Raw genomic sequence first — 22,887 nt, 5'->3', positions numbered from 1 at the left:
ACTACAGCAGGGACACCGACGCGAAGGCGGCGTCGATGGCCTCGGTGGCGGCGTCGCCCCCGTTCGGGTTGAGGCCCAGCACGAACGCCCCGGCGCCGTCCTCCGGCTCCAGCAGGAGGAAGCGGCCGTAGGCCCCGTCGGCCTCGTCGCTCTCCAGGGTTGCCTGGAACGCGGGCACGCCGTCCACCTCGAGGGGGCCCGAGGGGCCCAGGCCGAGCGAACCGAGATCGGAGGCCAGACCGGCCATCGCCTCGACGGCCAGGCGGGCCCCGGCGACAGGGAGGGGCTCCACCGCGTTCAGCTCCCGGGCCCCGGTGACGATGAACGCGTCGGGGTCCTCCGGATCCCCGAGCACCACGTAGGAGGTGTAGCCGGAGGGGACCTCGTCGTCGCCGGCCCGGACCCAGCCGTCGCCGGGCAGGGGGTAGGACAGGCCCGCCCGGGGGTCGGTGAGAGTACCCTCCCCTCCGCCCCCGCCTGCCTCCGGGGCCGCCGCGCCCGGGCTCTCGGAGTCCGAGGCGGTGCCCTCGTCCGACAGCGGGCCGTCGTCGGAGAGGAACCAGCCGATGCCGACCGCGGTGACCAGGAGGAAGGCGAAGGTCACGACGAGCGCGACGGCGAGCGTGACCTTGCGGGCGGTGCCCTCTCCCCGGGCGTCGGTCCGGACTCCCCGGCTCTCCCCTGCGCTGTCCCGGTCGTCTGGGTACATGTGCTGCTCCTGAGCGTGTCTCCTCCGGGGCTGCGGTGCCCCGCAGGAGGCGTACCCCGCCCGGGTGCGGAAGCAGACATCCGAACGTGGCCGGTTGAGGACGATTTCTCAGGAACGCTGCGGGGAACGGGGGCTGGGAGCCGCTCCGGGAGGAGGCCGGCCCGGTAGATCGGCGGGGGAGACCCCGAGCACGCGGTCGATCTCCTCGGGGGTGAGTCTGCGGTCGGCACCGGCCACGGCGATGAGCACCTCGGCGTACAGCTCTATCTCGTCCAGTGCCTCGTGGTCGTGGACCGTGTCGGGACCGCGCGGGCGGATGCCGTACCGCACGTGCGCTCACCTCCAGGATTCGCCGTGGTCTGCCGCGGAGGGTGCCGGTCAGGGCGCGACTGTGTCCCCCCATGGAGAAGTGGAGGGATTCCAGACTACGTCGGGAGAGCGGCGGCGAACATGGTCCGTGCGGACCATGGAGGGCGTGATCCGGACGGGTCAGGAACGGCCGTCCGCCGCCCCGGGGCGGGGTGTCCGCGCCGCCGGGCGCGCGCTTACGGCTACGGGATCCGGGGAACCCCGCCGTAAGCGCACACCCGGCGGGACCGCCGTCAGCGCCAGGACACCTCCTGGTGCTGCAGGGCCAGTGAGGCGTAGTGTGCCGGGGTGTGCTCCAGCACGAGGCGGTCGTTGTCGTTCAGCTCTCGGACGACCTTGCCGGGCACGCCCGCCCACAGGGTGTCCGGAGGCACGGTCTTGCCCGGGGGCACGAGCGCTCCCGCCGCGACGAAGGCGCCCTTGCCCACGCGGGCCCCGCCCATGACGATCGCGCCGATGCCGATGAGCGCGCCCTCCTCCACGACGGCGCCGTGCACCATCGCCTTGTGGCCCAGGCTGACCCCGTCGTGCAGGACGACGGGTTCCCCCGGGTCGGAGTGCAGGCCGCACTGGTCCTGGATGTTGACCCTCTCGCCGACGGTGATCTCCTCCGTGTCGGCGCGCAGCACCGACCCGTACCAGACGCTGCTGTGCGCGCCCAGGCTCACGCGGCCGACCACGACGGCGCCCGGTGCGACCCAGGCGGTGGGGTGCACCTCCGGACGTCCGAACGGGGCGTCGCCGATCCGCGCGCCCTCCGGGGCGCCCGTGCCGCGGCCCTCCGTCTCGCTACCCATCTTCTCGTCCTCCCTCATGTGCGGAACAAGCATCCTTTTTCATGACGGGTCGGTCAGGGGTGAAGTTGACCGCTCTGCCCCGTACGGGGATGATCGCGCATACCTTGGTAGACAACGCGGTCAGGGTCCGCGCGGTGGGCACTGCCTCCGGCGCCTTCCCTGGTCGGAAACCCCGTGACGCCCCGACTCCGATTGATTCCCCCTCTTCGGCCTCAGGGGCGGCGAAAATGGACATATATGGGGGGAGCATGATTTACGTGGAACTGAGGATGCTCCCCTGGTAGGTGGGTACGGGGCAGATCTCACCTGCTGCGATGTGCAGTCAAGACGGTGTACAGGACAACGAAAGGCGCATGAGCGATATGTTGCCGGGTGGCGGGCTGCAACAGGACAGGTTCCCGACGGTGCGCAAGGGCGGCTACGACAAGGCCGCTGTAGACGAACAGTTCGTTCGTCTGAGCAATGAGAACCAGACGTACCGCGATCGTCTGCGGCGTATGGACGACGATCTGGAGCAGTACAAGCGCGATCTTGCCATTGCCCGGGAAAAGGCCCAGACCAAGCCCGAGCACGAGCAGATCAGCGAGCGCATGGCGGAGATCCTCCGGATCGCGGAGGAGGAGGCCAAGGAGCGCCGCGCCAAGGTCGACGCCGAGGTGCAGGAGATCCGGAAGAAGGCCCAGGAGGAGATCGCCAAGCTCCGCAAGGACGCCGAGGAGCACTCCGAGCGGATCATCTCCTCCGCGCGCAGCGAGGCCACCGAGCTGGTCGGCTCCGCCAAGAAGGAGGCCGAGCAGCTCCGCGAGCAGGCCAAGAAGGAGGGCGAGCGCCGTCTGAGCGAGGCCGAGGCCCGGGCCAAGAAGATCCACGACACCGCGGACCGCAGGCTCGCCACCCTCACCGCGACGCACGCCGAGGCGCTGCGCCGCCTCAAGGACATGAACTCCACCCTCGACGACCTGCTCGGCGCCGAGGACAAGGCCGGTCCCCTGGAAGCGGGACTGGCCCGCGGGGAGAGCTCCGGGCCCGCCCCGGCCGCGAAGGCGGCCGAGAAGGCCGACGGCCCCAAGGGGGCCGCGCCGGCCCGCGAGCAGCAGCGTCCCGAGCCGCAGCAGGCGGGGACCGGGCAGAAGCCCGGGACGGCCGGAGCGGCCAAGCCCCAGGCGGCGGGAAACGAGCGCAAGCCCGAGACCGCCAAGCCCGAGACCGCCAAGCCCGAGGCGGCCAAGCCCGAGGTCGCCAAGCCCGACGCTGCCAAGCCCGAGGCGGCCAAGCCCGAGGCGGCCAAGCCCGACACTGCCAAGCCCGAGACCGCCGGGTCCGAGTCGGCCCAGCAGGCCAGGCCCGTGCCCTTCCGGTCGCAGCAGGCCCGGCCCGAGCCGGCCGACGCCGCGCAGAAGGCCGGCCAGGCCGGAGCACAGCCGGCCAGGCCCGAGCGCCCCTGGGCGACAGGGACGCCCAAGGGGAACGACCGCTCCCCGGAGAACACCGGTCCGGCCCCGGACGAGGCGACCGTGCGCATCAGGCCCCTGGCGCGGCCCGAGGCCGCCGCGGGCGACTCCGCTCCGCGCCCGCCCCAGGGCGTCGGCTTCGCGGGTCCGGCTCCGCAGGGACCGGCACAGCCGTCCGCCGACAGCGGTGACCCCGGCGTCACCGGTGTCTACCCCCGTCCGGGCATGCCGCCCGCAGGCGGGGAGGGCGCGCAGCCCCGTCCCTAGAGCGTGTTCGGCGGGCGCCACCCGCCGTGAGCGCTGCCGCCATGCGTCCACCGCAGGGCCCCGGTGCTCCGAACGGCGACGAGCCGTGCGGATCGCACCGGGGCCCTGTGCGGCGGAACGGGCCCGGCGGGACGGACCCCGGCCGACCGGTTCCGGCGGGGCGCCTCCTCACGCGTCCGGCGGCGGCGACCCGGACGCGGTGCCGCGGAAGGTGCGCCGGTAGGCGCTGGGGGTCACGCCCAGCTCCGCGTGCATGTGCAGGCGCAACGACGCCGCCGTTCCGAAACCCGACCGGTCCGCGACGAGGTCCACGGACAGATCGGACTCCTCCAGCAGCTGCCGGGCCCGGTCCAGGCGCTGCTGGGACACCCACTTGCCCGGGGACAGCCCCATCTCCTCGCAGAACCGGCGGGTGAAGGTGCGCACGCTCATGGACTCCTGCTCCGCCATCTCCTTCAGACCCGGTTGCAGGTGGAGGTTGGCCAGGGCCCACGCCCTGGCCCTGGCGGTCGCCGGGCGCTCCGGCCCGGGCACGGGGCGCCGGATGTACTGCGCCTGGCCGCCGTCCCGGTGGGGCGGGACGACCGTGCTGCGGGCCACCTCGTTGGCGACGGCCGAGCCGTGGTCGGTGCGGATCATGTGCAGGCTCAGGTCGATGCCGGAGGCGACGCCGGCGGCGGTCAGTACGCGCCCGTTGTCGGTGTAGAGGACGTCGGGGTCCAGGTCGATGTGCGGGTACATGGCGCGGAAGCAGGCGGCGGACTTCCAGTGCGTGGTCACCCGGCATCCGTCGAGCATCCCCGCGGCGGCGAGCACGAACGCGCCGGTGCAGATGGAGGCCACGCGCGCCTCCGGACGCACGAATGCGAGGGCCTCGGCCAGAGCCGGATCGATCGGGTCGTGGGGGCGCTCGCCGTAGTCCTCGTCTGCTGCGGGCAGGATCACCGTCTGGGCTTCGCCGAGCACCTCGGGGCCCCGGGTGACGTTCAGGGTGAAGTCGGTGTCGGTCCTGACCTCTCCCGGTTCCAGGGCGCAGGTGACGACCTCGTAGAGCAGCCGGCCGCCCGCGTCGCGGGCCTGGCCGAACAGCCGGTGGACGATCCCCGCCTCGATGGGCAGCAGACCGTGCCGGGCGAGGACGGCCACGCGATGGCGCCCGGGGTGGACGAAAGCAACCATGGCCGGATCCTTGCACATGTTGGCATTCAGGACACTGTCGGCCGCAGCGGTCCCGAAGGACGCTGAGGGCATGTGCCACGACACCGCTGCCGAACGCAGGCCCGCAGCCGCACCCTTCCACCGCGCATGGCCGATCGCCCTCGTCGCGTGCCTGACCATCGTGGCCGCGGCGGCCTTCGCCGCCGTGCCCGGCCTCCTCACCGACCCCCTGCACACCGAGTACCGGTGGTCGCGCGCTTCGATCGGGGTCGCGGCGTCGGTCAACATGGTCGTCTACGGCCTCGTCGCCCCGTTCGCGGCGGCGCTGATGGACCGGTTTGGCATCCGCAGGACCGCCCTGGCTGCGCTGACCGTCATCGTGGCCGGGGCCGGGCTGACCACCGTGATGAACTCCGTGTGGCAGCTGACCCTGTACTGGGGGCTGCTCATCGGCGCGGGCACCGGATCCCTGGCGATGACCTTCGCGGCGACCGTCACCGACAACTGGTTCACGAGGCACCGCGGACTGGTCATCGGTGTACTGACCGGCGCCAGTGCCTTCGGGCAGCTGGTCTTCCTCCCCCTCCTCGCGGAGATCGTCGACCACCGGGGATGGCGGCCCGCCGTCGTGACCCTGGCCCTGGCGGCGGGCGCCGTGGCCGTGCTCGTCGCCCTGGTGCTGCGCGACCACCCCGCCGACGTGGGGCAGCGGCCCTACGGGGCGGTGTCCTTCGTACCGAAGCCGAAGACGGACCGGAGCGCCGCACGCCGGACCGCCCTGGTGCTGGCCGGCGCGGCGCGCGATCGCAGGTTCTGGCTCCTGGCCGGTTCGTTCGCCGTGTGCGGTGCGACCACCAACGGGATCATGTGGACCCACTTCGTGCCCGCCGCGCGGGATCACGGAATGGACCTCACGGTGGCCGCCTCCCTCGTCTCGGTGATCGGTGTGTTCTCCCTGGTGGGGACGGTCCTGTCCGGATGGCTGACCGACAGGTTCGACCCCGGGAGGCTCCTGGTCGGCTACTACGCGGGCCGGGGCCTTCTCCTGGTCGCACTGCCGGCGCTGCTCGGACCGGACGCCGGAGCCGCGATGGCGGCCTTCGTGGTGCTGTTCGGTCTCCTCGACGTCGCGACCGTACCCCCGACCGTCCTGCTGTGCCGCCGGATCTTCGGCCCGGACGGAGCCATCGCCTTCGGATGGGTCAACGCCGTCCACCAGGTCGGCGCCGGGGGCATGGCGGTCCTCGGCGGGTTCGCCCGGGACACGGCGGGAAGCTACGGCCCCGTGTGGCTGCTGGCCGCCGCCCTGTGCGCCGTCGCCGCGGCGGCCGTGCTCCGGATTCCCCGCAACGCCGGGGGCGGGGACGGCCCCGTCCGGGCGGTCGGGCGCGGAACCGGGCGGTCGGAGGCGTGAGCGGCACGGACAGGGACACCGGGGCGACCGCCGGCGGCCGCGAGCACCGCACGGCGTCCGGCGGTCCTTCCCTCCCGTTCTCGCTCGTCCTGCTGCTCCTGGCGGCGGCGGTGGCCCACATCGGCTTCACCGGCCTCGACCAGAGCCTGCGTGCGGCGCGCGGAGAGGGGATCCCGGGAACGTTCGAAGCGGTGGAGACCACGTGCGTCCGGCATCCGGGGCACGAGTCGTGCACCTGCCACGGCACCTTCACCGCCGAGGGAGGCGAAGAACCGCGCGGGGTGTATCTGCACGCCGCCGGGCGTGACACCTGCGTGGAAGAGGCGGAGATACCGGCCGTGGACGCGGGGGCGGACAACCGCGTCTACGGTCCCGACGGCTCCCGGGAGTGGATCGTGTCCGCACTGCTCCTCCTGGCCCCGGCGGCCGTCGCCGGGACGGTGGCGGCGACGTGGGTGCGCCACCTGCGGCGGGCCGGGTCCTCCAGGTAGTTCCGGACTCGGGCCTTTCCGGCATGGGACGGCAGCGACATGACCACACCGCTTCCCGACGGGAAAGGGTGCGCGGCCGGTCCACGGCGGTTGGCACTCATTCCGCGTCTTCCGTCTCGCCCACCGCCCCCGAAGCCGGGACGTCATGCCTCCGCCACGGGCCCGGGAGCGGCTTTCCACCGGACACCCACTCGTGAAGCCGGTCGAACGCGGCATCTGACTTCACGAGGCTTCGCCGGAGTGCGTGGAAGTCTTCCCTTGCCTGGACGAGGAACGCCCGAAGCTCCTGTGTGGTGGCACAGGACGGCGGGTCGGCCCAAGCCCCCGCTTCGGGCCGTTCCCGCAGTGTCTCCGACACCGTGTCGAACAACCAGTCAGCGAATTCCTCCGGGTCGTTCGCCTTCTCGGGGGCCTCGTCCACGTCGTCGTGCGTCACGCGTCGTCCTTCCGTCATCGCCTGTGTCCAGCGTGCCGGGGGCGCCTGTCCGGCGGAGTGGCCCGAGTGTGGGCCCCGTTGTGGGCCCCTCGTCGACAATGAGGAGCATGACCCCCGAAAACCTCCCCGCTTTGCTCCGCCGTCTGCGCACGGGCCGTGGTTGGTCGCAGGCGCGTCTGGCGGACGTGCTGTGCTCGGTCTCCGGGCGGCCCACCGTGACACGCCACGACGTGTCCAGGTGGGAGCGGGGAAAGCGCGTTCCCCGCGCGTGGCTCCCGTACCTCGCGGAGGTCTTCGGTGTCTCCCGGGAGCGGCTGGAACTCGCCACGGCCGCAGACACGGGACCCGGAGCGGCGGAGACACTGGCGGAGCTGCTTCCGCCGGGGGACGCGTCGGCCCCGCTGTCCGCGCGAAACGGCCGGAAGGTCGGACAGAGTACGGCCGCCGATCTCGCGGCACGAGCGCACGGCCTCCGCCTGGCGGACGACGTGCTGGCTGGTGGGGACCTCATCGGCCCTGTCTTCCGAGAACTGAGAGCGGCCGTTCGCATCCTCCGGGAGTCCACACACACGGAGGCGGTACGGCGGGAGCTGCTCCAGGCCGTTGCGGAACTTGCGCAGATAGCAGGATGGACGGCATCCGATGCGGCGGACCCGCGCGCGGAAGCGGCCTACCGCCTTGGTCTGGACGCCGCGAGGGAAGCCGGGGACGGAACGCTGGCGGCGCAGTTGGCCGGATCCCTCGGATATCACCTCGTGAACAACGGCAGGGTCCGGGAGGGGGCCGCGCTGTCTGTTGCGGCGGTCGCGGAAGCGGGCCCGGACGCTCCGGGAAAGACACGGGCGTTGTTCCATGACCGGGCCGCGTGGGCCCTCACCAAGGCCGGAGACGCACAGGCCGCCATGCGGTCTCTCGGGGAAGCACACGAGGCACTGGGGGAAGACACCGGGGGCAGCCCGTCATGGGCATATTGGGTGACGGAAGCGGAGCTGGAGGTCATGGACGCGCGCGTGTACACAGAACTCCGGCGGCCCCTCCGTGCTGTTCCCCTGCTGTCCCGCGTTCTCCGCGAATATCCGGCCACGTCCACGCGGGAACGAGCACTGTACGAGTCGTGGCTCGCCATCGCCTACGCGGATGCCAACGAGCCGGAGGAAGCCGCGCGCGTCGCGGCCCACGTGATGGCGCTGTCAGGGGATGTGGCGTCCGCACGGACATCCGACCGTGTCCGGGCCGTGTTGTCACGGCTGGCAGAGTACCGAGACGTCCCGGAGGTCCGGGAAGTACTCGCATCCTCCTAGGACGTGTTCGAAGGAAGGGCCTCCGAGCCGCCGCTCCTGGTGTTTTATGGCCTGCTGTAGGGCGACGTCCGCCTTGTCGCAGGCCGTCGGCTACGATTCCGACAGCCATGATTATCCGCGCGGCCATCAGGTCCGATCTCGGTGCGATTCTGCGTCTCCTCCGCGAGCTCGGTGACACCGCCCACATGCAGAGCGCTCATGTCCGCATGTCCTCGGCCGCGGTGCGTGCCTGGACCCGCATGGAGAGCGACCCCGACCGCACCATCCTGGTCGCCGAGGAGAGGGGCCAGATCATCGGCACCCTGGACCTGCTGGTGGTGGCCAACCTGACCCACGACGCCCAGCCCTGGGCCGTGGTGGACAATGTGGTCGTCGACCCCCAGCTGCGCCGCCGGGGCATCGGCCGGGCCCTCGTGGAGGACGCCCTGGACCGCGCGACCCGGGCGGGGTGCTACAAGGTGGAGCTGCTCTCGCACGAGAGCCCCGACGGCGTGCGGAAGTTCTACGCCGCACTCGGCTTCAGCGGTTCCGCACTAGGCTTCCGCCGCAGGCTGTGAAATGCCAGTCTGGGAACGGAAACCCGATACAGAGCCGCCGAGAGGTGCCGACATGGAGCGTCCGGAAGAGGCCGGAGGTGCCGCCGCCCCGCCGCGCGGTCGCGAGGCGACGAAGGCCCGCATCCTCGCCAGCGCACGGGAGCTCTTCACCAGCGAGGGCTACGGAGCGGTCTCGTCCCGCATGATCGCGTCGCACGCCGGCGTCAACGTCGCCCTCATCAACCGCTACTTCGGTGCCAAACGGGGCCTGCTGGCCGAGATCCTGCGCGAGGACGGCGTCTTCCCCCGCATCTTCGAGGGCGACCGCGACACCCTCACCCGCCGTCTGGCCGAGCACACGGTCAGCCGGCTGCACGGGGAGAGCACGGCGCTCCAGCGCACGCTGGACAACGCGGCGGGCGACCCCGATCTCCAGAAGGTCCACCAGGAGCGGATCAGCAGCGCGATGATCGACCCGCTCGCGGCCTACCTCGGCGGGGACGAGCGCGCGCGTGCGCACGCCTCCCTCCTGTCGGGGGTGCTGCTGGGGCTGACCCGTGTGCGGCTCGTGGAGGGCGCGACGGCGCTGCGGGCCCAGGACCGCGAGGTGCTCACCGCACGGGTGCAGGCCCTCCTCGACCTGTGCCTGGTGGGTTTCGAGGACGAGGAGCACGGGGAGGGCTGAACCTCCCCGCACGACCCTGCCGCGTCAGTCGCGCAGCAGCGCCACGACGTCGATCTCGACGAGGATGCCGGCCAGTTCCGATCCCACCGTGGTGCGGACCGGGTACGGGGCCTCGAAGTGCTCCCTGTACACCGCGTCGAACTCGGCGAAGTCGGCCTTGAGGTTGTGCAGGTGGACGGTCGTCTTGACCACGTCGGCCAGGGTGAGGCCGCGCTCGGCCAGCACCGCGGAGATGTTGGCGAGCACCTGGGCGGTCTGCTCGCCCACGGTCGGGGCCACCTCGCCGGTGCCGGGGTGCTGCGGCCCGAAGCCCGCCGTGTACAGGAAACCGCCCGCGGCGATCCCCTGGCTGTAGGCGCCCGCGGGAGCGGGGGCGCCGTCGGTGCGGACGGCCTGCCTCGTCATGGGTACTCCTTCTGTAGGTGCTGCCGCAGCTATTGGTAAACAAAGTTACCAATTATCTCGCGGAAAGCGTATCTTGGACCGTGCCGACACGCGGTCCGCCGGCACCGGGCCCTGAACGGAGGAACTGTGCAGTCCGAGACCGTACTGACCGGAGGGCTGGTGGCCGACGGCAGCGGCGCTCCCGCCCGGCCCGCCGACGTCGTCCTGCGCGGACCGCGCATCACCCACGTCCTTCCCACCGGGGACGGGCGCTCCGCGGCGGGCACCGGGGGAGGCCGGCCCGCCGACGTGGTCGACGTGACCGGGCTCGTCGTCGCCCCCGGCTTCATCGACATGCACTCCCACTCCGACCTCGCCGTCCTCGCGGACCCCGCACACGAGGCCAAGGTGCTCCAGGGCGTCACCCTGGAGGTGGTCGGACAGGACGGCCTGGGCCACGCGCCCGTCACCGACACCACCGAGGAGGAGCTGCGCGTCCGGCTCGCCGGATGGAACGGCACCCCGGACCTCGACACCTCCTGGAGAACGGTGGGGGAGTACCTCGACCGGGTCGACCGGGGCGCGCCCGTCAACGTCGCCTCCCTCGTCCCCCACGGCAACGTCCGCATGGCGGTGCTCGGCGACGACGACCGGCCGCCCGCGGAGGCCGAGCTCGACCGGATGCGGGAGATGATCGCCCGGGGGATGGCCGACGGGGCCCAGGGCCTCTCCACGGGGCTCACGTACACGCCGGGCATGTACGCCACGGACGACGAGATCGTCGAGCTCCTCCGACCCGTGCACGCCGCGGGCGGGTACTACTGCCCCCACCACCGCAACTACGGCTCCCGGGTCGTGGAGTCCTACCAGGAGTGCCTGGACATCGCCCGCCGCGCCCAGGTGTCGCTCCACCTCGCCCACTGCCACGTCAACTTCCCGCAGAACCGGGGGCGCGCCCCCGAGGTGCTCGACGCCATCGACGAGGCCACCGTGCGCCACGGCCTCGACGTCACCCTGGACAGCTACCCCTACACGGCGAGCGCCACCTACCTCGCGGCCCCGCTGCCGAGCTGGGCCCAGGCCGGAGGCGCGGCCGCCACCCTGGAGCGCCTGCGCGACCCCGCCACCCGCGCCCGCATTCTCCGCGAGATCGAGCACGAGGGGACGGACGGCAACCACGGCATCCCCATGGACTGGTCCTCGATCGTCGTCACCGGCACCGCCGACCCCGCCCTGGGCTGGGCGGTCGGCTCCTCCGTCGCCGATCTGGCGGCGCGGCGGGGCCGGGAGCCCGGCGACCTTTACGCGGACCTGCTCGTGGCCGACGAGCTGCGCAGCGGCTGCCTGCTCCAGGTCGGCAACGAGGACAACATCCGCACCATCATGCGGCACAGCTCCCACACGGCCGGCAGCGACGGCATTCTCGCCGGGGACAAACCGCATCCGCGTGGCTGGGGCACTTTCCCCCGTTACCTCGGCCACTACGTGCGCGAACTCGGCGTGCTCACCCTGGAGGAGTGCGTCCGCCACCTCACCTCCCGGCCCGCCCGGCGCCTCGGCCTCACCGACCGCGGCCTCCTCCACGCGGGAGCGACGGCCGACCTCGTGGTCTTCGACCCCGACACGGTGGCCGCCCGCGCCACCTACGACGAGCCCCGCCGCACCCCCGTCGGCATCGAGCACGTGCTCGTGTCGGGGGAGTTCACCGTCCGCGGCGGGCGGCGGACCGACCGCCTGCCCGGCCGCTCCGTGCGCAGGAACCGGTGAATGCGGCAGAGCCCGCGACCGGAGGGACCGGCGCGGAGATCGACGCCGTCTGCGTCGGCGAGACCATGGCGGTGCTGCACGGACGCGGACCCCTCGCGGCGGGGGCGCGGCTGACCGTGGGCACCGGCGGCGCCGAGTCCAACACCGCCGTCGCCCTGGCCTGGCTCGGCCACACCGCCGCGTGGGTGAGCCGGGTGGGCGGCGACCCCTTCGGCCGCATCGTCACCGAGGCGGTTGCCCAGGGCGGTGTGGACGTGCGCGGCGTGGTCGTCGACCCGGCGCGGCCCACGGGCCTGTACGTCAAGGACACCGGCCCCGGCGGCGCCGGAGCGCTGTACTACCGCGCGGGATCGGCCGCCTCGGCCCTGTCTCCGGCCGACGCCGACCGGGTGTGGTCGCGCCGTGCCCGGCTGATCCACCTGTCGGGCATCACCGCTGCGCTGTCCGCCCCGGCCGCCGCCCTGGTGGAACACCTGCTGGACCGGCGTGCGGGAGAGGGGGTGCTGCGCTCGTTCGACGTCAACCACCGGCCCGCGCTGTGGTCGCCGGGGACGGCGGCCCCGGCCCTGCTGGACCTCGCCCGCCGGGCCGATGTGGTGTTCGTGGGCCGCGACGAGGCGGAGCGGCTCTGGGGAACCCCTGAGGCGGAGGACGTGCGTGCGGTCCTGCCCGAGGTCCCGGTCCTGGTGGTCAAGGACGCCGGGCACGGGGCGACGTGCTTCGACGCCTCGGGGGAGGTGTTCGTCGCCCCTCCCCGGGTCGACGTGGTCGAGGAGGTCGGTGCCGGCGACGCGTTCGCCGCCGGGTTCCTGTCGGGGCTGCTCGACGGGCTCCCGGCGGAGCGGGGACTGCGGCTCGGCCACGCCGTCGCCGCCGAGGTGCTGCGCTCCGCCGGCGACACCCTGGAGAGCGTGCCGCCGGACGCCGCCGAGATCCGCAGAGGCTGAGCGCCTTCTCAGCCGATGACGACGGCACCCGCCAGGACAGGGGTGCCGAAGGTGACCGTGCCGCTGCCGGAGGCCAGGGCGCGGCTGCCCTGGCAGCTGGTGCCGGAGAAGAGCGCGAACCGCACCCTCGGCCCGCCGGAGATCCCGGTGACGCCGCCCTGGCCGGTCTCCAGGACCCGGCACCCGCCCTGGCGCACATCCTGATGGTGGCCCGACTCGAAGGTGATCCGGACGGGGAGATCCTGCTCCCCCCGGCCCGACAACCCGGCGACCGCTCCGGAGATGGTGGCGGACATGGTGGCGAGGTTCGCTGGACGGATCGGCACGGGCTCCCCTTCGGCTCGCTCTGCCGACCGGCGGGCAGGCGAGGTTCTCATCACGCTGAGTTATTCAGTTACAGAGGTCATTTAGCTACAGGAGCGCGGCGAACGAGCGGATCACCGGCGGAGTGTCGGCGGATTCGTGCCGGGGGAGGGACGGGCGCGTCGGACACGGGTAGCATGCAGGGGCAACCGGGAAAGGGAGGTGGGAACGTGGCGAACGCGCTCCTGGCCCTCCTCGAGTTCGTCCTGCTGGGCACCGTCCCGGCCGAACCCCTGCCCGTCCCCGCCCCGCTGGCGCTGCTGTTCGTCGCCGTCGGCGCGGTGGTCGCCTGGTACTTCCTGAGGGGCAGCGCCCCCGGCCCGGCGACCGAGGCGGTGGCCACCGCCGCGCGCGCCATGCGCCGCAGGTCGGAGCAGCTTCCCGTACTCCCCCTTCGTGACCCCGATGCGGCGGGCAGGCCGCGTCCGAGGGCACCCGGGCGGTCCCTGACCGCCCGCTGATCCCCGGCGAACCGGTACGCGCGCCGACGCGTGCCCCCGCCGTGTCCGGGCGGTCCACCACCGGTCGTGTGTCTCCCGCCTCCCGGACGAAGGGTCCTCTCCCGTGTACAGCTTCTGGCCGGTCTCGGCCGCCATGTCCCTGCTCACCGCCGTTCTGACCGCGCTGACGGACGCGCTCACCCCCGTCGCCGGCGGCACGGCCGCCGCCCTGGCGGTGGTGGCCCTGACCGTCGCCGTCCGCCTCCTGCTCCTGCCGCTGGGAGTGGCCCAGGTCCGCGCGGAGAAGGCCCGCGCCCGTATCGCCCCCCGCCTGGCCGAGGCCGCGGCCAGGTACCGGAACACGCCGGAGAAGCTCGCCGCCGAGCAGATGAAGGTGTACTCCGAGGCAGGCACGTCGCCGCTGGCCGGCTGCCTGCCGTCGCTGGCGCAGATCCCCGTGGTGATCGCCCTGTACGGGGTGTTCATCGGCGCCGGCGAGGCCCCGACACCGCTGCTGGAGCACGCCCTGGCCGGGGTGGAGCTGGGTGCGACCGCAGCCGCGGCGGGCGGGGCGGGAGCGCCGGTGTTCGTGCCGCTCCTGGCACTCCTGGCCGCGGTCGCCTGGGCCAGCCGGCGCTACGTCCTCCTGCCCGCGTCCGCCGCGAACCCGGCCCCGGCCCCGGAGCAGGCGGGGATCCTCCGGGTGATGTCGTACATGCCCTACACGACCGTGCTCTTCGCCGCCTTCGTTCCCCTGGCGGCCGGACTGTACCTGCTGGCCTCGACCGCCTGGACGGTGGGCGAGCGCGTGCTGCTGCGCCGCGTCGTCCCCGCCCCGGTGCTGCGAGGAGGGTCCTCGCGCCGATGACCTCGCACCTGCGGCCCGCCGCGCACGCCCGGGCGGGCCACGGGTACGAGGTCACGGTGCATGCCGGGTCAGAACTCGACGCTGACGCAGGCGAGGCGGTCTCCGGCGGAACCCGCCTCGCCCTCCTCGGTGCTCGTGTGCTCGGCGTGCAGGACCACGGAGGCGGCCTCGCCCTCCCGGAACTCCCACGGGACGGTCGCCGTGGCGAAGGCGTTGCCGTCCTCGCCGGTGGTGAAGTCCAGCCACACCTCGTTCTCGGGGTTGGCGTAGGCGGGGTCGGTGGAGGGCGTGCCCTCCCCGGCCGCGGGGTCGGCCTCGTCCTGGTAGTGCGGGCCCGCCTCCTCGGGGTCCTCCCCGCACGGGCGCGTGTGCACGTGGGCGCCGAAGTCGCGGTTCCCCTCCAGGCCGGTGCCGGTGAACTGCACGTAGGTGGAGCCGTCCTGGACACGCACCTGCACGTCGGCGGTGGCTCCCACGGGAACCGCCTCCTCGTCGTAGGTGACGGCGCCGGTGCTCTCGCCCGGCTCCATGAAGATGGCCGCGGTGACGCTGGGCGGGGCGGTCGGCTGGATCGCCGCGGGGCTCTCGGTGGCGGGGGAGCTCTCCTCGGTGTCGGCTCCGTCCTCCGAGCAGCCGGTGAGGAGGACCGCGGTCAGGGCCAGGAGGCCTGCGGTGAGGGGTGGCGTGCGCATGGCGGAACTCCAGGGTGTTCTCGACGGATACCCGCATCGTCACCAGACGTTAGCAACAGTGACTAGGGGTTCGGGGAGGTCGAGGCACCGGAAGGCTGCACCGAGGTCGGCCGGGGGAGGTCCGAAGGCGGAGGGAAGGGGGTCCTGAGGGTGAAGGCCTCGGGGGTGGGGCCGTGCTCACGCAGCAGGTCGAGACGCCTTCCGGCCTCCTCGACAGAGGGGATGTTATCGCTCGGGAACCACCACAGCACCAGATGGGCCGTGTCCATGCGCTCGAACCACTGCCGCCGCCCGCGCAGCAGCGCGAGGTGGTCGGTCCGGTAGGTGAAGTTCCAGAGGGACTCGACGTCCTCCCAGACGGAGTAGTTGACCAGGTAGGAGTCTCCGAAGGGGCGCAGGCCGGTGGCGTCCTCCTTGCCCTCCTCCACGAGCCGCCACACGAACCCGGGGGCGTGCTCGGCGAGCTGGTTGACCGCGTCGATCTGTGAGCTGAATCCCTCCATGGAGGGGTCGTCGAGGGGGGCCGTGAGGCGGCCGACGTTGAACTGCGCGAGGTGGTGCCGGGGGTCGCTCATGGGCACAGCACACCACGGCCCGGTTTCTATGTCAACGAATTTTGTTTTTAGAGACGGCGACGCAGCAGCCCTCCGTCCGCGGGGCCATCCGGGCGCGGTCGCCGTCCTCGCCGAGGCCCTCCAGCATTCCCCGCAGCAGTTCCAGGTTCAGCCCGCAGGCCAGCGGCGGGAACGCGCGCGCCAGCGTGTGGAAGGGGCAGTTGCGCATCCGGACGTCGTCCCCGGCCTCCTCGGGCTCGTAGCCGCGCTCGCGCAGCAGCTCCTCCACGGACCCGGCCCCGCTGCCGGCGCCGAGCCTGCGCCCCTCCTCGCGCGCCGCGGCGTGCACGGCCTCCTCGGCTCCGTGCCGCTCCACGGCCTCGGCCAGCACGTGCGCGGCCAGCTCGTACTCGCGCGGCGGCAGGTGCAGCGACAGCTGGTGCCCGGCGCGCCGGTACAGCTTGGCGGGACGGCCGGCCCCCGGCCCCTCGCGGCCGTTGACGCGGCGCCGCTCCACCTCCAGCAGGCCGGCCTCCTCCAGCCGGTCCAGGTGGTGCGCGGCCAGCGTCCGCCGGATCCCGAGCGCCTCGGCGGCCTCGCCCCGGCTCACCTCGCCGCCGGAGTCGGCCACGTACTCGTACAGCCTGCGTCTGAGCGGATCGGCGAGGGCTCCGGCCGCGTCGATCGAGGAGTCGTCCATGCCCCCATTGTCGGCGGTGGGGAGAAGTGGTCGAGGGGGACGGGGGGAGGCGCGGGCCGGTGCCCGGGGGAGGGGCGCGGCCGCAGCCGGCCCCGGGCACCGGTGTCCCGGATCCGCTTTCCGCGCGGCGGCCCGGGGGCCGCACCCCGGACCCGGCCCGGGAGTCCTACCGGGGGCGTTCGTAGGCGACCCGGTCGCTCGCGTCGAGGACCACTTCCAGGGTGTCGTCGCCGAAGGAGGCGAGGTAGCCCTCCGGCAGGGCGAGGGCCTGGAGGAGGCTCGGCCGGAGTTCGAGGAGCTGGTACACATGGACCGCTTCGAGGGAGTCGACCCCTTCGAAGTCCTCGCCCTCGGTGCCGACGAACCATCCGGAGTCGCCGGTGCCGGAGGGCGCGCTCCGCTGCGCCACGACCCTGGGGGCGGTCAGGGCGCCCTCGGAGAGCACGACCTTCTCGTTGAACACCGCGGGCTTCCCCGCCGCCACGCCCGCGAGGGAGAGCACGTGGGCCTGCTGCGCGTCGACGGCCAGTGCGAGGCTGAGGTTCTCGGTGTCGGAGGTGACGTCGCCGACGTAGTCGGGGCAGCGCACGGTCAGCGCCGTGCCGGTCCCGGCCAGCGAGTAGGCGCTCCAGCCGGCCCGGAAGACGAGCCCGTCTCCGAAGGACTCCGCGGGGATCTCGTGCAGGACCCCGAAGAACCGGTCCACCTGCGGCGAGAGAGCGTCGTCGGCCGTCACGGACACGGTCCTGCCCGAGACCTCCCGGGTGGTCGTCGCCATGCTGCGGTCTGCCTTCCTCTGGAGCGGCCCGGGAGCGGCGGCCCCGGGAAGGAACACGGGGATTCTCCTTCGGAGGAGGGATTCCGGGGCGCTGCGCACCCCGGGCGTCCGCCTCCTGGGTCGCGGGACGGGAGCCCCGGCGGAGAGGGCCGGAGGGGTCCCGCCCCGGGCGCCCTTCTACGGAAGCCCCTCCTCGTCCAGCTTCTCCAGGGAGGCGAAGAGGATCCCGGCCGTTTCGGGCTCGATCGTATAGCCCTCCGGTGTCTCCTGGTAGACGGGCGCGTATCCGCGGGCCTCGGCGTGCCTGTTGGCCCGCGCGATGTCCTCCCGGATCTCCTCGGGGGACCTCTGGAGCTCCTGTCCGGCGTCCTCCAGGGAGACGGACCTCCCCGGATGGTTGCTGAAGAAGCCGAGGGTGCCGGTCGCCGGCCGTCGAATCCTGAGGAGGTACGCCTCGACGTCGGCGGCCGGTATCTCCGGCGACCAGGGGCGCGGCGTCGTGCTTACGGTGTTCTCGTCCATGGCGGTCACAGCTCCGTGTCCGGTGGATGGGGCGGGTCTGGGGCGAAGCGGGCTCGTGTCCGGTGTGCTCCTCGGTCCTGCGGCAGCGGTCGTGCCCCCTTACTTCTTCCCACTTGCCGCCGGTCTCAGGCTCGGAATCCGACTCCGGGACGACCTCTGGCGGAGTTTTCCTTGCCCAAATATTTCTTGCCAGGAAGATATTTCCTGAGTATGGTTCGAGGTGTAGGCAAGGACGTCCCGGCAAGGAGAGGTGAAGGCCGACCGGCCACGGGGGCGCCGCACCGGAACAGACAACCAGAGGAGCAGCTCATGCCGATCAGCACGAGCGGACTGCACCACGTGACCGCCATCGGCGGAGATCCGCAGCGCAACGTCGACTTCTACGCGCGCGCCCTCGGACTGCGACTGGTCAAGACCACCGTGAACTTCGACGACCCGAGCGTCTACCACCTGTATTACGGGGACGGCGAGGGCAGGCCGGGCACCCTCATGACCTTCTTCCCCTGGCCCGGTGTGACCGGCGGCCGGCACGGCAACGGGCAGGCCACCGCCACCGCCTTCTCGGTCCCCGAGGCCTCGCTCGGCTGGTGGGAGCGGCACCTGGCGGACACGGGGGTGCAGACCTCGCGGAGCCGGACGCACGGCGAGGAGGAGACCCTCACCTTCCTCGACCCCGACGGGCTGCGGATCTCCCTGGTCGCGCACCCGCAGGGCGACCCGCGCGACCCGTGGGACACGCCGCTCGTGCCCGCCGAGCACGCCGTGCGCGGCCTGCACTCGGTGACCCTCCAGGTCTCCCAGGAGGACGCCACGGCCGGAATGCTGACCGAGGGGCTCGGCCTGCGCCACGTCGGCGGGAGCGGGGACCGGCTCCGGTTCGCCGCCGGGGACGGCGGTCCGGGCGCCCTGGTGGACGTGCTGGTCACCCCGGACGCCCCGCGCGGGCTGGTCGCGGGCGGCACGGTGCACCACGTCGCCTGGCGCGTTTCCGACGACGCCACCCAGGTCGCCTGGCGGGACGAACTCGTCGACAAGGGCGTGAGCGTCACCGAGATCCGGGACCGCCAGTACTTCCGGTCGATCTACTTCCGGGAGCCGGGCGGCACGCTGCTGGAGATCGCCACCGACGGACCCGGCTTCACCGCCGACGAGCCCCTGCTCGAACTCGGCCGCGCCCTGAGGCTCCCGCCGTGGCTGGAGCCCCGCCGGGAGCAGATCCGCGACTCCCTGGCGCGGCTCGACCTGCCCGAGGAGAACAACCCCGGAGCGGCCGGAGGCCCGCTCCGGCCCGCAGAGGGGAAGTAGGCCGCATGGGTACCGAGCTGTCCCTGGAACACCGCTTCACCGAGGGCGACCCCGCGGCGCCGGTGCTGCTGCTCCTGCACGGCACCGGCGGCGGCCCCGACGACCTCAGGGCCGTGGGCAGGGAGATCTGCCCCGACGCCGCCGTCCTGGCCCCGGCGGGCCCGGTCAGCGAGCAGGGCATGGCCCGGTGGTTCCGCCGGCTGTCCGAGGGCGTCTTCGACACCGAGGACGTGCGCCGGCAGGCCGGCCGGCTCGCCGACTTCCTCCTGGCCGCCCGTGAGCGGTACGGGTTCGAGGACCGCCGGGTGGTGGCCGTCGGGTTCTCCAACGGGGCCAACATCGCCGCGGCGACCGTGCTGCTGCGCCCGGACGCGCTGACCGAGGCGGTGCTGTTCGCGGCGATGGACCCGGTGCCGGACCCGCCCGGGCACGACCTCTCCGGATCCAGGGTCCTGCTGTCCAACGGGCAGCGCGACCCGATGGCCCCGCTCGACTCGGCCCGGCGGCTGGTGGAGTCCCTGAGGGAGCACTCGGCCGCCGTGCACGAGCACTGGCACGAGGGAGGCCACCAGATCACCCCCGAGGGGGTACGGCAGGCACGGGACTGGCTGACGGGGGAGACGGGCTGACCGGGAGGGCGGGCCGGTCGGGGGCCCGGCCCGTCCTCCCGTGATCCTGCTCGTGGCGGCGTTGCCGGTGTTCGGCAGCGCCGCCACGAGCAGGATCACCGGGGTTCGAGCCCCGCTCAGCAGCGGCCCCGAGGCGTGGAGGGAGAGCCGATGGAGGACGACGTCCGGGATGCGGGACCCGCGCGGGTGGTGTTCGGCACGGGCACGGCGGACAGGGTCCGGGAGGAGGCCGAACGACTCGGCGCGACGCGCGTACTGCTGCTGTCCACCCCTTCACAGGCACGGACGGTGCGCAGACTGCGTGAGATCCTGAACCCGCTTCCGGTCGCGGAGTTCGGCGGCGCGGCCCTGCACACCCCGGTCGAGGTGACCGAACGGGCCCTGGAGGTCCTGCGCGGGCACGGGGCCGACTGCCTCGTCGCGGTCGGAGGGGGATCGGCGATCGGGCTCTCCAAGGCCCTGTCGGTGCGCACCGGGCTGCCGCAGCTCGTCCTCCCCACCACCTACGCCGGGTCCGAGGCCACGCCCGTGCTCGGCGAGACCGAACACGGGCGCAAGACCACCCGGTCCGCGCCGGAGATCCTCCCGGACACGGTGGTCTACGACGTGGAGCTCACCCTCACCCTGCCGGTGGCGGTGTCGGTGACCAGTGCCGTCAACGCCCTGGCCCACGCGGTGGAGGCACTGTACGCACCCGAGGCCGGTCCGGAGAGCGACCGCAGGGCGCTGGAGGCGGTCGCACGCATCGCCCGGGCCCTTCCGGCGGTCACCGCCCGTCCTTCCGACCCGGAGGCACGGGCGGACCTCCTCCAGGCGGCCCGGCTCGCCGGAACCTGCCTCGGTGCGGTCGGCATGGGCCTGCACCACAAGCTCTGCCACACCCTGGGCGGCGCGTTCGGGATGCCGCACGCCGCGACCCACACGGTGGTCCTGCCCCACGCAATGGCCTACAACGCGTCCGCCGCACCCGATGCGATGGCTTGCATCGCCCGGGCACTCGGCGCGGACGGGAGCGCCCCGGCCGGGGTGTACGACCTCGTCGCCGGTGTCGGCGGCCCCACGTCGCTGCGCGGCCTCGGCATGGCCGAGGCCGACCTCGCGCGCGCCGCCGAACTCGCCGTGGCGCAGCCCTACCCCAACCCCCGCGACCCGACCCGGGAAGGGGTCGAGGCGCTGCTGATCGACGCCTGGCACGGCCGCCGGCCGGACTGAGGCAGGGCGCGAAGCCCGGACCGAGCCGGAGGCGGCGCGGAAGGACACGCTCCCCGGGTGTTCGGACGGTTCAGGAGCGGGCCTGCCGCCAGGGTTCGGGGAGGCGGGCGCCGGACCGCAGGTGGTGGTCGAGGGTGCTCAGCAGGCGGTCGGCCTCGCGCATCAGCTGGTAGGCCTCGCCGGCGTGCCGGGGGCGGGTGCGCAGCACCTCGGACAGCTGGTCGTAGAGCTCGGTGGTGTTCCTGCGCCGTGGAAGTTCCCTGCTGCCGAAGGGGCGGGTGCCCTGATCGGAGTGGCGGGGCACAGGTACCCGTTCGGCGTCGGCGGTCATCGCTCCCCGTCCTTCCTCGGTCGGCTCCCCGACCTGCGTGGGCTGTTCACGTGTGTTGCGACGCGGGCGGGCGGCCCGGCCGGGCTCGGCGCGGCGGTGTCGACCGCGGGGTGGAAGGGCGTGCGGCAGCCCGTGTTCCTCCGCACGCGGGCCGTGGGTCATGTGCTCACCTCGGGAGAAGTAGATGTGAGAACGACGTTACGGAGCGTGCGGGTCTCCGGTGTTCCGATTCGGAACACCGGGGTCCGTGACCTCTCAGCTGATCTGCATCCGCCTGGCCAGGCCGCGCAGCGGCTCGGGGACGGACCGGTGGAGGTCGATCAGGTGGGCGGTGACCGCGCGCGCCGACGGGTGGTAGCGGGTCATCTGGGGTGCGATCCGCTCGGCCGCCGCCAGCCGTGCCAGCGCCTTCTCCCGCTTGCCGGCCTCGACCAGCGCGCGTGCCATGTCGATGTCGTGGTGGGCGCGGCGCGCGGCGGGCAGGGACGCCAGCACCGACTCGGTGACGAGGGCGTCGCGGCGGAGGGCCTCGTCGTGGTCGCCCATCTCCACCGCGACCGCGCACCCGTGGATCTGCACGTTGGCCGGGTTGAACTGGAGGGCGTACCAGTCCCGGGTGTGCCCGGGCAGCCGCCGCACGGTCTCCTCGGCCCGGCCGAAGTACTCCCAGGCGTCCCCGGGGGTCGTCGAACCCGTTGAGGTGCCCCGCGCCGACAGCACCGCCGAGCGGAGTTGCAGGGCGCCGTGGACGGCAAGCGCCCGGGGCGTGTCCTGGTCGACGGACGAAGCGGCGGCGCGCACGATGTGGAGGCCCACCACCCATGAGCCGTACATCATCATCATGAGCGCCCGGGAGAGCTGTGCGAGCGCGGGGAGGTTGGGGTCGTCGCTGCGCGCCGCGCTCGCCGCGGCGTCCTTGATGGCGGACATGGCCAGGTCGGTGTAGCCCAGGCGCCGGGAGAGCGAGACGGCAAGGGCCTGCGCGGCGTTGACGTGCCGCCAGGTCCGGGGGTCGTCGCCGCTGTGCGCGTGGACGGCGAGTTCGGTGAGCAGGGCCGGCAGGCGGGTGCCGATCTGGAGGTGCTCGGCGTTCTTCGAGGCCAGCCGCAGCGACTCGATCTCCTGGACGAGCACGCTCATCGGCCGGGGCCGCACGTCCGGATCCGAGGGCACGTCGACCGAGTCCAGCGCCCTCCGCACCTGGGGGATGGTGGCGTGGATCCGGTCCTGGGCGAGACCGCGGCCGGGGCAGGTGTGGCCCGAGATCTCTGCGGGGTCCACGGCCAGGGCGGCGGAGACCGCGGCGATGAAGGCGGGGGTGGCCAGGCTGTGTCCGCGTTCGACCTTGGCGATCAGGCTGCGCGACACGTGGCTCCGGGCCGCGAGGCCGTGCTGTGTCAGTCCTCGGAGCTTGCGGAGTCGGGCGACGCGTTGGCCGGCGGTCTCTTCGATGTCCTGAACAGGCATGGCCCCGTCCTTTTCCTGAGCGGTCGCGCTCTCAGGGTAGGGCGGGGCTTTTGCCGTGTCAGGCGGTTGACCACATCGCAATCCGAGGAGAGGGAGGGCCGGGATCCGCTGTGCTCCTTGCGCGGAGCGGGACCGGGGGGCTCCCCCGGGGGCCCTGCCCGCGCCGAGCCGCAGCGGAAGAGGGGCGCCGGCCCTGCCCGCGCCGAGCCCTGCCCGCACCGAGCCCTGCCCGTGCCGAGCCCTGCCCGTGCCGCGCTCCGTCCGTGCGCTTCCCACTCACGCTGTGCTTCGCTCACGCCGAGCTCCATTCGCCG

General features: G+C 73.1%; 27 protein-coding genes. 13 read left to right on the top strand and 14 right to left on the bottom strand.

The window, feature by feature from the left end:
- Position 1: 1 nt before the first annotated feature.
- The 3 genes from FHS13_RS01625 to FHS13_RS01615 all read right to left on the bottom strand — a co-directional run bounded on the left by FHS13_RS01625 (position 2) and on the right by FHS13_RS01615 (position 1,875).
- The gene (locus FHS13_RS01625; protein ID WP_246404286.1) at positions 2-709 is read right to left on the bottom strand and encodes a hypothetical protein; all 708 of its coding nucleotides are present in this window, start codon (positions 707-709) and stop codon (positions 2-4) included.
- Between the two features lie 108 nt (positions 710-817).
- A complete protein-coding gene (locus FHS13_RS01620) occupies positions 818-1,039 on the bottom strand; it encodes a hypothetical protein (protein WP_221442277.1) in 222 nt (73 codons plus the stop codon).
- Between the two features lie 272 nt (positions 1,040-1,311).
- Positions 1,312-1,875 (bottom strand): gamma carbonic anhydrase family protein, encoded by a 564-nt coding sequence (locus FHS13_RS01615; protein WP_184286207.1) that lies wholly within the window; start codon positions 1,873-1,875, stop codon positions 1,312-1,314.
- A gap of 353 nt (positions 1,876-2,228) precedes the next feature.
- On the opposite strand from FHS13_RS01615, the gene FHS13_RS01610 reads away from it, so the two are divergent.
- A complete protein-coding gene (locus tag FHS13_RS01610; protein WP_425491110.1) occupies positions 2,229-3,593 on the top strand; it encodes a F0F1 ATP synthase subunit B in 1,365 nt (454 codons plus the stop codon).
- 168 nt (positions 3,594-3,761) lie between these two features.
- On the opposite strand, the gene FHS13_RS01605 is transcribed toward FHS13_RS01610, so the two are convergent.
- Positions 3,762-4,772 (bottom strand): GlxA family transcriptional regulator, encoded by a 1,011-nt coding sequence (locus tag FHS13_RS01605; protein ID WP_184286204.1) that lies wholly within the window; start codon positions 4,770-4,772, stop codon positions 3,762-3,764.
- Positions 4,773-4,842: 70 nt separating this feature from the next.
- Here FHS13_RS01605 and FHS13_RS01600 point away from each other — a divergent pair, with 70 nt between their 5' ends.
- Both FHS13_RS01600 and FHS13_RS01595 read left to right on the top strand, forming a co-directional pair.
- Positions 4,843-6,165: an MFS transporter gene (locus tag FHS13_RS01600; protein ID WP_184286202.1), complete on the top strand. Its 1,323-nt coding sequence runs from the start codon at positions 4,843-4,845 to the stop codon at positions 6,163-6,165.
- Positions 6,162-6,656 (top strand): hypothetical protein, encoded by a 495-nt coding sequence (locus FHS13_RS01595; protein WP_246404284.1) that lies wholly within the window; start codon positions 6,162-6,164, stop codon positions 6,654-6,656. Before FHS13_RS01600 ends, FHS13_RS01595 begins: the two co-directional genes overlap by 4 nt.
- 97 nt (positions 6,657-6,753) lie before the next feature.
- Here the strand turns inward: FHS13_RS01595 and FHS13_RS01590 are convergent, their stop codons facing one another.
- Positions 6,754-7,092, bottom strand: a complete 339-nt coding sequence (locus tag FHS13_RS01590; RefSeq protein WP_343064866.1) for a hypothetical protein — start codon at positions 7,090-7,092, stop codon at positions 6,754-6,756.
- A 98-nt stretch (positions 7,093-7,190) separates the two neighbouring features.
- Here FHS13_RS01590 and FHS13_RS01585 point away from each other — a divergent pair, with 98 nt between their 5' ends.
- From FHS13_RS01585 to FHS13_RS01575, 3 genes are all read left to right on the top strand, one after another.
- Positions 7,191-8,393, top strand: a complete 1,203-nt coding sequence (locus FHS13_RS01585; protein ID WP_343064865.1) for an NsdA family TPR-like regulatory protein — start codon at positions 7,191-7,193, stop codon at positions 8,391-8,393.
- Positions 8,394-8,500: 107 nt separating this feature from the next.
- A complete protein-coding gene (locus FHS13_RS01580) occupies positions 8,501-8,950 on the top strand; it encodes a GNAT family N-acetyltransferase (RefSeq protein WP_184286196.1) in 450 nt (149 codons plus the stop codon).
- Between the two features lie 52 nt (positions 8,951-9,002).
- A complete protein-coding gene (locus FHS13_RS01575) occupies positions 9,003-9,614 on the top strand; it encodes a TetR/AcrR family transcriptional regulator (protein ID WP_184286193.1) in 612 nt (203 codons plus the stop codon).
- A 24-nt stretch (positions 9,615-9,638) separates the two neighbouring features.
- On the opposite strand, the gene FHS13_RS01570 is transcribed toward FHS13_RS01575, so the two are convergent.
- Positions 9,639-10,019, bottom strand: coding sequence for a RidA family protein (locus FHS13_RS01570; protein ID WP_184286190.1), 381 nt, complete (start codon positions 10,017-10,019; stop codon positions 9,639-9,641).
- 126 nt (positions 10,020-10,145) lie between these two features.
- Here FHS13_RS01570 and FHS13_RS01565 point away from each other — a divergent pair, with 126 nt between their 5' ends.
- Together FHS13_RS01565 and FHS13_RS01560 are read left to right on the top strand one after the other, a co-directional pair.
- Positions 10,146-11,765 (top strand): amidohydrolase family protein, encoded by a 1,620-nt coding sequence (locus FHS13_RS01565; protein WP_184286187.1) that lies wholly within the window; start codon positions 10,146-10,148, stop codon positions 11,763-11,765.
- Positions 11,762-12,712, top strand: coding sequence for a sugar kinase (locus FHS13_RS01560; protein ID WP_343064864.1), 951 nt, complete (start codon positions 11,762-11,764; stop codon positions 12,710-12,712). The genes FHS13_RS01565 and FHS13_RS01560 overlap by 4 nt, the downstream gene beginning before the upstream one ends.
- A gap of 8 nt (positions 12,713-12,720) precedes the next feature.
- Here FHS13_RS01560 and FHS13_RS01555 read toward each other — a convergent pair whose 3' ends face one another.
- Positions 12,721-13,038: a hypothetical protein gene (locus FHS13_RS01555; protein WP_184286184.1), complete on the bottom strand. Its 318-nt coding sequence runs from the start codon at positions 13,036-13,038 to the stop codon at positions 12,721-12,723.
- Between the two features lie 207 nt (positions 13,039-13,245).
- Here FHS13_RS01555 and FHS13_RS01550 point away from each other — a divergent pair, with 207 nt between their 5' ends.
- Both FHS13_RS01550 and FHS13_RS01545 read left to right on the top strand, forming a co-directional pair.
- The gene (locus FHS13_RS01550) at positions 13,246-13,536 is read left to right on the top strand and encodes a DUF6412 domain-containing protein (RefSeq protein ID WP_343064863.1); all 291 of its coding nucleotides are present in this window, start codon (positions 13,246-13,248) and stop codon (positions 13,534-13,536) included.
- Between the two features lie 103 nt (positions 13,537-13,639).
- On the top strand, positions 13,640-14,383 hold the full coding sequence (locus FHS13_RS01545; protein WP_184286178.1) for a membrane protein insertase YidC: 744 nt from the start codon (positions 13,640-13,642) through the stop codon (positions 14,381-14,383).
- A gap of 68 nt (positions 14,384-14,451) precedes the next feature.
- Here FHS13_RS01545 and FHS13_RS01540 read toward each other — a convergent pair whose 3' ends face one another.
- From FHS13_RS01540 to FHS13_RS01520, 5 genes are all read right to left on the bottom strand, one after another.
- A complete protein-coding gene (locus FHS13_RS01540; protein WP_184286175.1) occupies positions 14,452-15,075 on the bottom strand; it encodes a superoxide dismutase family protein in 624 nt (207 codons plus the stop codon).
- A 62-nt stretch (positions 15,076-15,137) separates the two neighbouring features.
- Complete coding sequence (locus FHS13_RS01535) at positions 15,138-15,650, bottom strand: DUF3291 domain-containing protein (RefSeq protein WP_184286173.1); 513 nt, start codon at positions 15,648-15,650, stop codon at positions 15,138-15,140.
- Between the two features lie 31 nt (positions 15,651-15,681).
- Positions 15,682-16,329 carry a helix-turn-helix transcriptional regulator gene (locus FHS13_RS01530; protein WP_184286170.1) on the bottom strand — a complete coding sequence of 216 codons (648 nt, stop codon included), beginning with the start codon at positions 16,327-16,329 and terminating at the stop codon, positions 15,682-15,684.
- A 166-nt stretch (positions 16,330-16,495) separates the two neighbouring features.
- Positions 16,496-17,107: an immunity protein Imm33 domain-containing protein gene (locus tag FHS13_RS01525; RefSeq protein ID WP_184286166.1), complete on the bottom strand. Its 612-nt coding sequence runs from the start codon at positions 17,105-17,107 to the stop codon at positions 16,496-16,498.
- A 177-nt stretch (positions 17,108-17,284) separates the two neighbouring features.
- Positions 17,285-17,629, bottom strand: a complete 345-nt coding sequence (locus FHS13_RS01520) for a hypothetical protein (protein WP_184286163.1) — start codon at positions 17,627-17,629, stop codon at positions 17,285-17,287.
- Between the two features lie 309 nt (positions 17,630-17,938).
- Between FHS13_RS01520 and FHS13_RS01515 the strand changes: the two genes are divergently transcribed.
- From FHS13_RS01515 to FHS13_RS01505, 3 genes are all read left to right on the top strand, one after another.
- On the top strand, positions 17,939-18,934 hold the full coding sequence (locus FHS13_RS01515; RefSeq protein WP_184286160.1) for a ring-cleaving dioxygenase: 996 nt from the start codon (positions 17,939-17,941) through the stop codon (positions 18,932-18,934).
- 5 nt (positions 18,935-18,939) lie between these two features.
- Positions 18,940-19,563 carry an alpha/beta hydrolase gene (locus FHS13_RS01510; protein ID WP_184286157.1) on the top strand — a complete coding sequence of 208 codons (624 nt, stop codon included), beginning with the start codon at positions 18,940-18,942 and terminating at the stop codon, positions 19,561-19,563.
- A 150-nt stretch (positions 19,564-19,713) separates the two neighbouring features.
- Positions 19,714-20,775: a maleylacetate reductase gene (locus FHS13_RS01505; RefSeq protein ID WP_184286154.1), complete on the top strand. Its 1,062-nt coding sequence runs from the start codon at positions 19,714-19,716 to the stop codon at positions 20,773-20,775.
- Positions 20,776-20,845: 70 nt separating this feature from the next.
- Here the strand turns inward: FHS13_RS01505 and FHS13_RS01500 are convergent, their stop codons facing one another.
- Both FHS13_RS01500 and FHS13_RS01495 read right to left on the bottom strand, forming a co-directional pair.
- Positions 20,846-21,106 carry a hypothetical protein gene (locus FHS13_RS01500; protein WP_184286712.1) on the bottom strand — a complete coding sequence of 87 codons (261 nt, stop codon included), beginning with the start codon at positions 21,104-21,106 and terminating at the stop codon, positions 20,846-20,848.
- Between the two features lie 255 nt (positions 21,107-21,361).
- Positions 21,362-22,573 (bottom strand): helix-turn-helix domain-containing protein, encoded by a 1,212-nt coding sequence (locus FHS13_RS01495; protein WP_184286151.1) that lies wholly within the window; start codon positions 22,571-22,573, stop codon positions 21,362-21,364.
- Positions 22,574-22,887: the final 314 nt, after the last annotated feature.

The organism is Nocardiopsis algeriensis, from assembly GCF_014203695.1.
GTDB classification, from domain to species: Bacteria; Actinomycetota; Actinomycetes; order Streptosporangiales; family Streptosporangiaceae; genus Nocardiopsis; species Nocardiopsis algeriensis.
The sequence above is the reverse complement of the archived record's forward strand: the minus strand, read 5'-3'. Positions and strand labels throughout refer to the sequence as shown.

Excerpts from the sequence above, each read along its gene's own strand:
- FHS13_RS01625 (WP_246404286.1), bottom strand. The coding sequence starts at position 709 with ATGTACCCAGACGACCGGGACAGCGCAGGGGAGAGCCGGGGAGTCCGG.
- FHS13_RS01615 (WP_184286207.1), bottom strand. The coding sequence starts at position 1,875 with ATGGGTAGCGAGACGGAGGGCCGCGGCACGGGCGCCCCGGAGGGCGCG.
- FHS13_RS01610 (WP_425491110.1), top strand. The coding sequence starts at position 2,229 with ATGAGCGATATGTTGCCGGGTGGCGGGCTGCAACAGGACAGGTTCCCG.
- FHS13_RS01605 (WP_184286204.1), bottom strand. The coding sequence starts at position 4,772 with ATGGTTGCTTTCGTCCACCCCGGGCGCCATCGCGTGGCCGTCCTCGCC.
- FHS13_RS01600 (WP_184286202.1), top strand. The coding sequence starts at position 4,843 with ATGTGCCACGACACCGCTGCCGAACGCAGGCCCGCAGCCGCACCCTTC.
- FHS13_RS01585 (WP_343064865.1), top strand. The coding sequence starts at position 7,191 with ATGAGGAGCATGACCCCCGAAAACCTCCCCGCTTTGCTCCGCCGTCTG.
- FHS13_RS01580 (WP_184286196.1), top strand. The coding sequence starts at position 8,501 with ATGATTATCCGCGCGGCCATCAGGTCCGATCTCGGTGCGATTCTGCGT.
- FHS13_RS01575 (WP_184286193.1), top strand. The coding sequence starts at position 9,003 with ATGGAGCGTCCGGAAGAGGCCGGAGGTGCCGCCGCCCCGCCGCGCGGT.
- FHS13_RS01570 (WP_184286190.1), bottom strand. The coding sequence starts at position 10,019 with ATGACGAGGCAGGCCGTCCGCACCGACGGCGCCCCCGCTCCCGCGGGC.
- FHS13_RS01540 (WP_184286175.1), bottom strand. The coding sequence starts at position 15,075 with ATGCGCACGCCACCCCTCACCGCAGGCCTCCTGGCCCTGACCGCGGTC.
- FHS13_RS01535 (WP_184286173.1), bottom strand. The coding sequence starts at position 15,650 with ATGAGCGACCCCCGGCACCACCTCGCGCAGTTCAACGTCGGCCGCCTC.
- FHS13_RS01530 (WP_184286170.1), bottom strand. The coding sequence starts at position 16,329 with ATGGACGACTCCTCGATCGACGCGGCCGGAGCCCTCGCCGATCCGCTC.
- FHS13_RS01525 (WP_184286166.1), bottom strand. The coding sequence starts at position 17,107 with ATGGCGACGACCACCCGGGAGGTCTCGGGCAGGACCGTGTCCGTGACG.
- FHS13_RS01520 (WP_184286163.1), bottom strand. The coding sequence starts at position 17,629 with ATGGACGAGAACACCGTAAGCACGACGCCGCGCCCCTGGTCGCCGGAG.
- FHS13_RS01515 (WP_184286160.1), top strand. The coding sequence starts at position 17,939 with ATGCCGATCAGCACGAGCGGACTGCACCACGTGACCGCCATCGGCGGA.
- FHS13_RS01510 (WP_184286157.1), top strand. The coding sequence starts at position 18,940 with ATGGGTACCGAGCTGTCCCTGGAACACCGCTTCACCGAGGGCGACCCC.
- FHS13_RS01505 (WP_184286154.1), top strand. The coding sequence starts at position 19,714 with ATGGAGGACGACGTCCGGGATGCGGGACCCGCGCGGGTGGTGTTCGGC.
- FHS13_RS01500 (WP_184286712.1), bottom strand. The coding sequence starts at position 21,106 with ATGACCGCCGACGCCGAACGGGTACCTGTGCCCCGCCACTCCGATCAG.
- FHS13_RS01495 (WP_184286151.1), bottom strand. The coding sequence starts at position 22,573 with ATGCCTGTTCAGGACATCGAAGAGACCGCCGGCCAACGCGTCGCCCGA.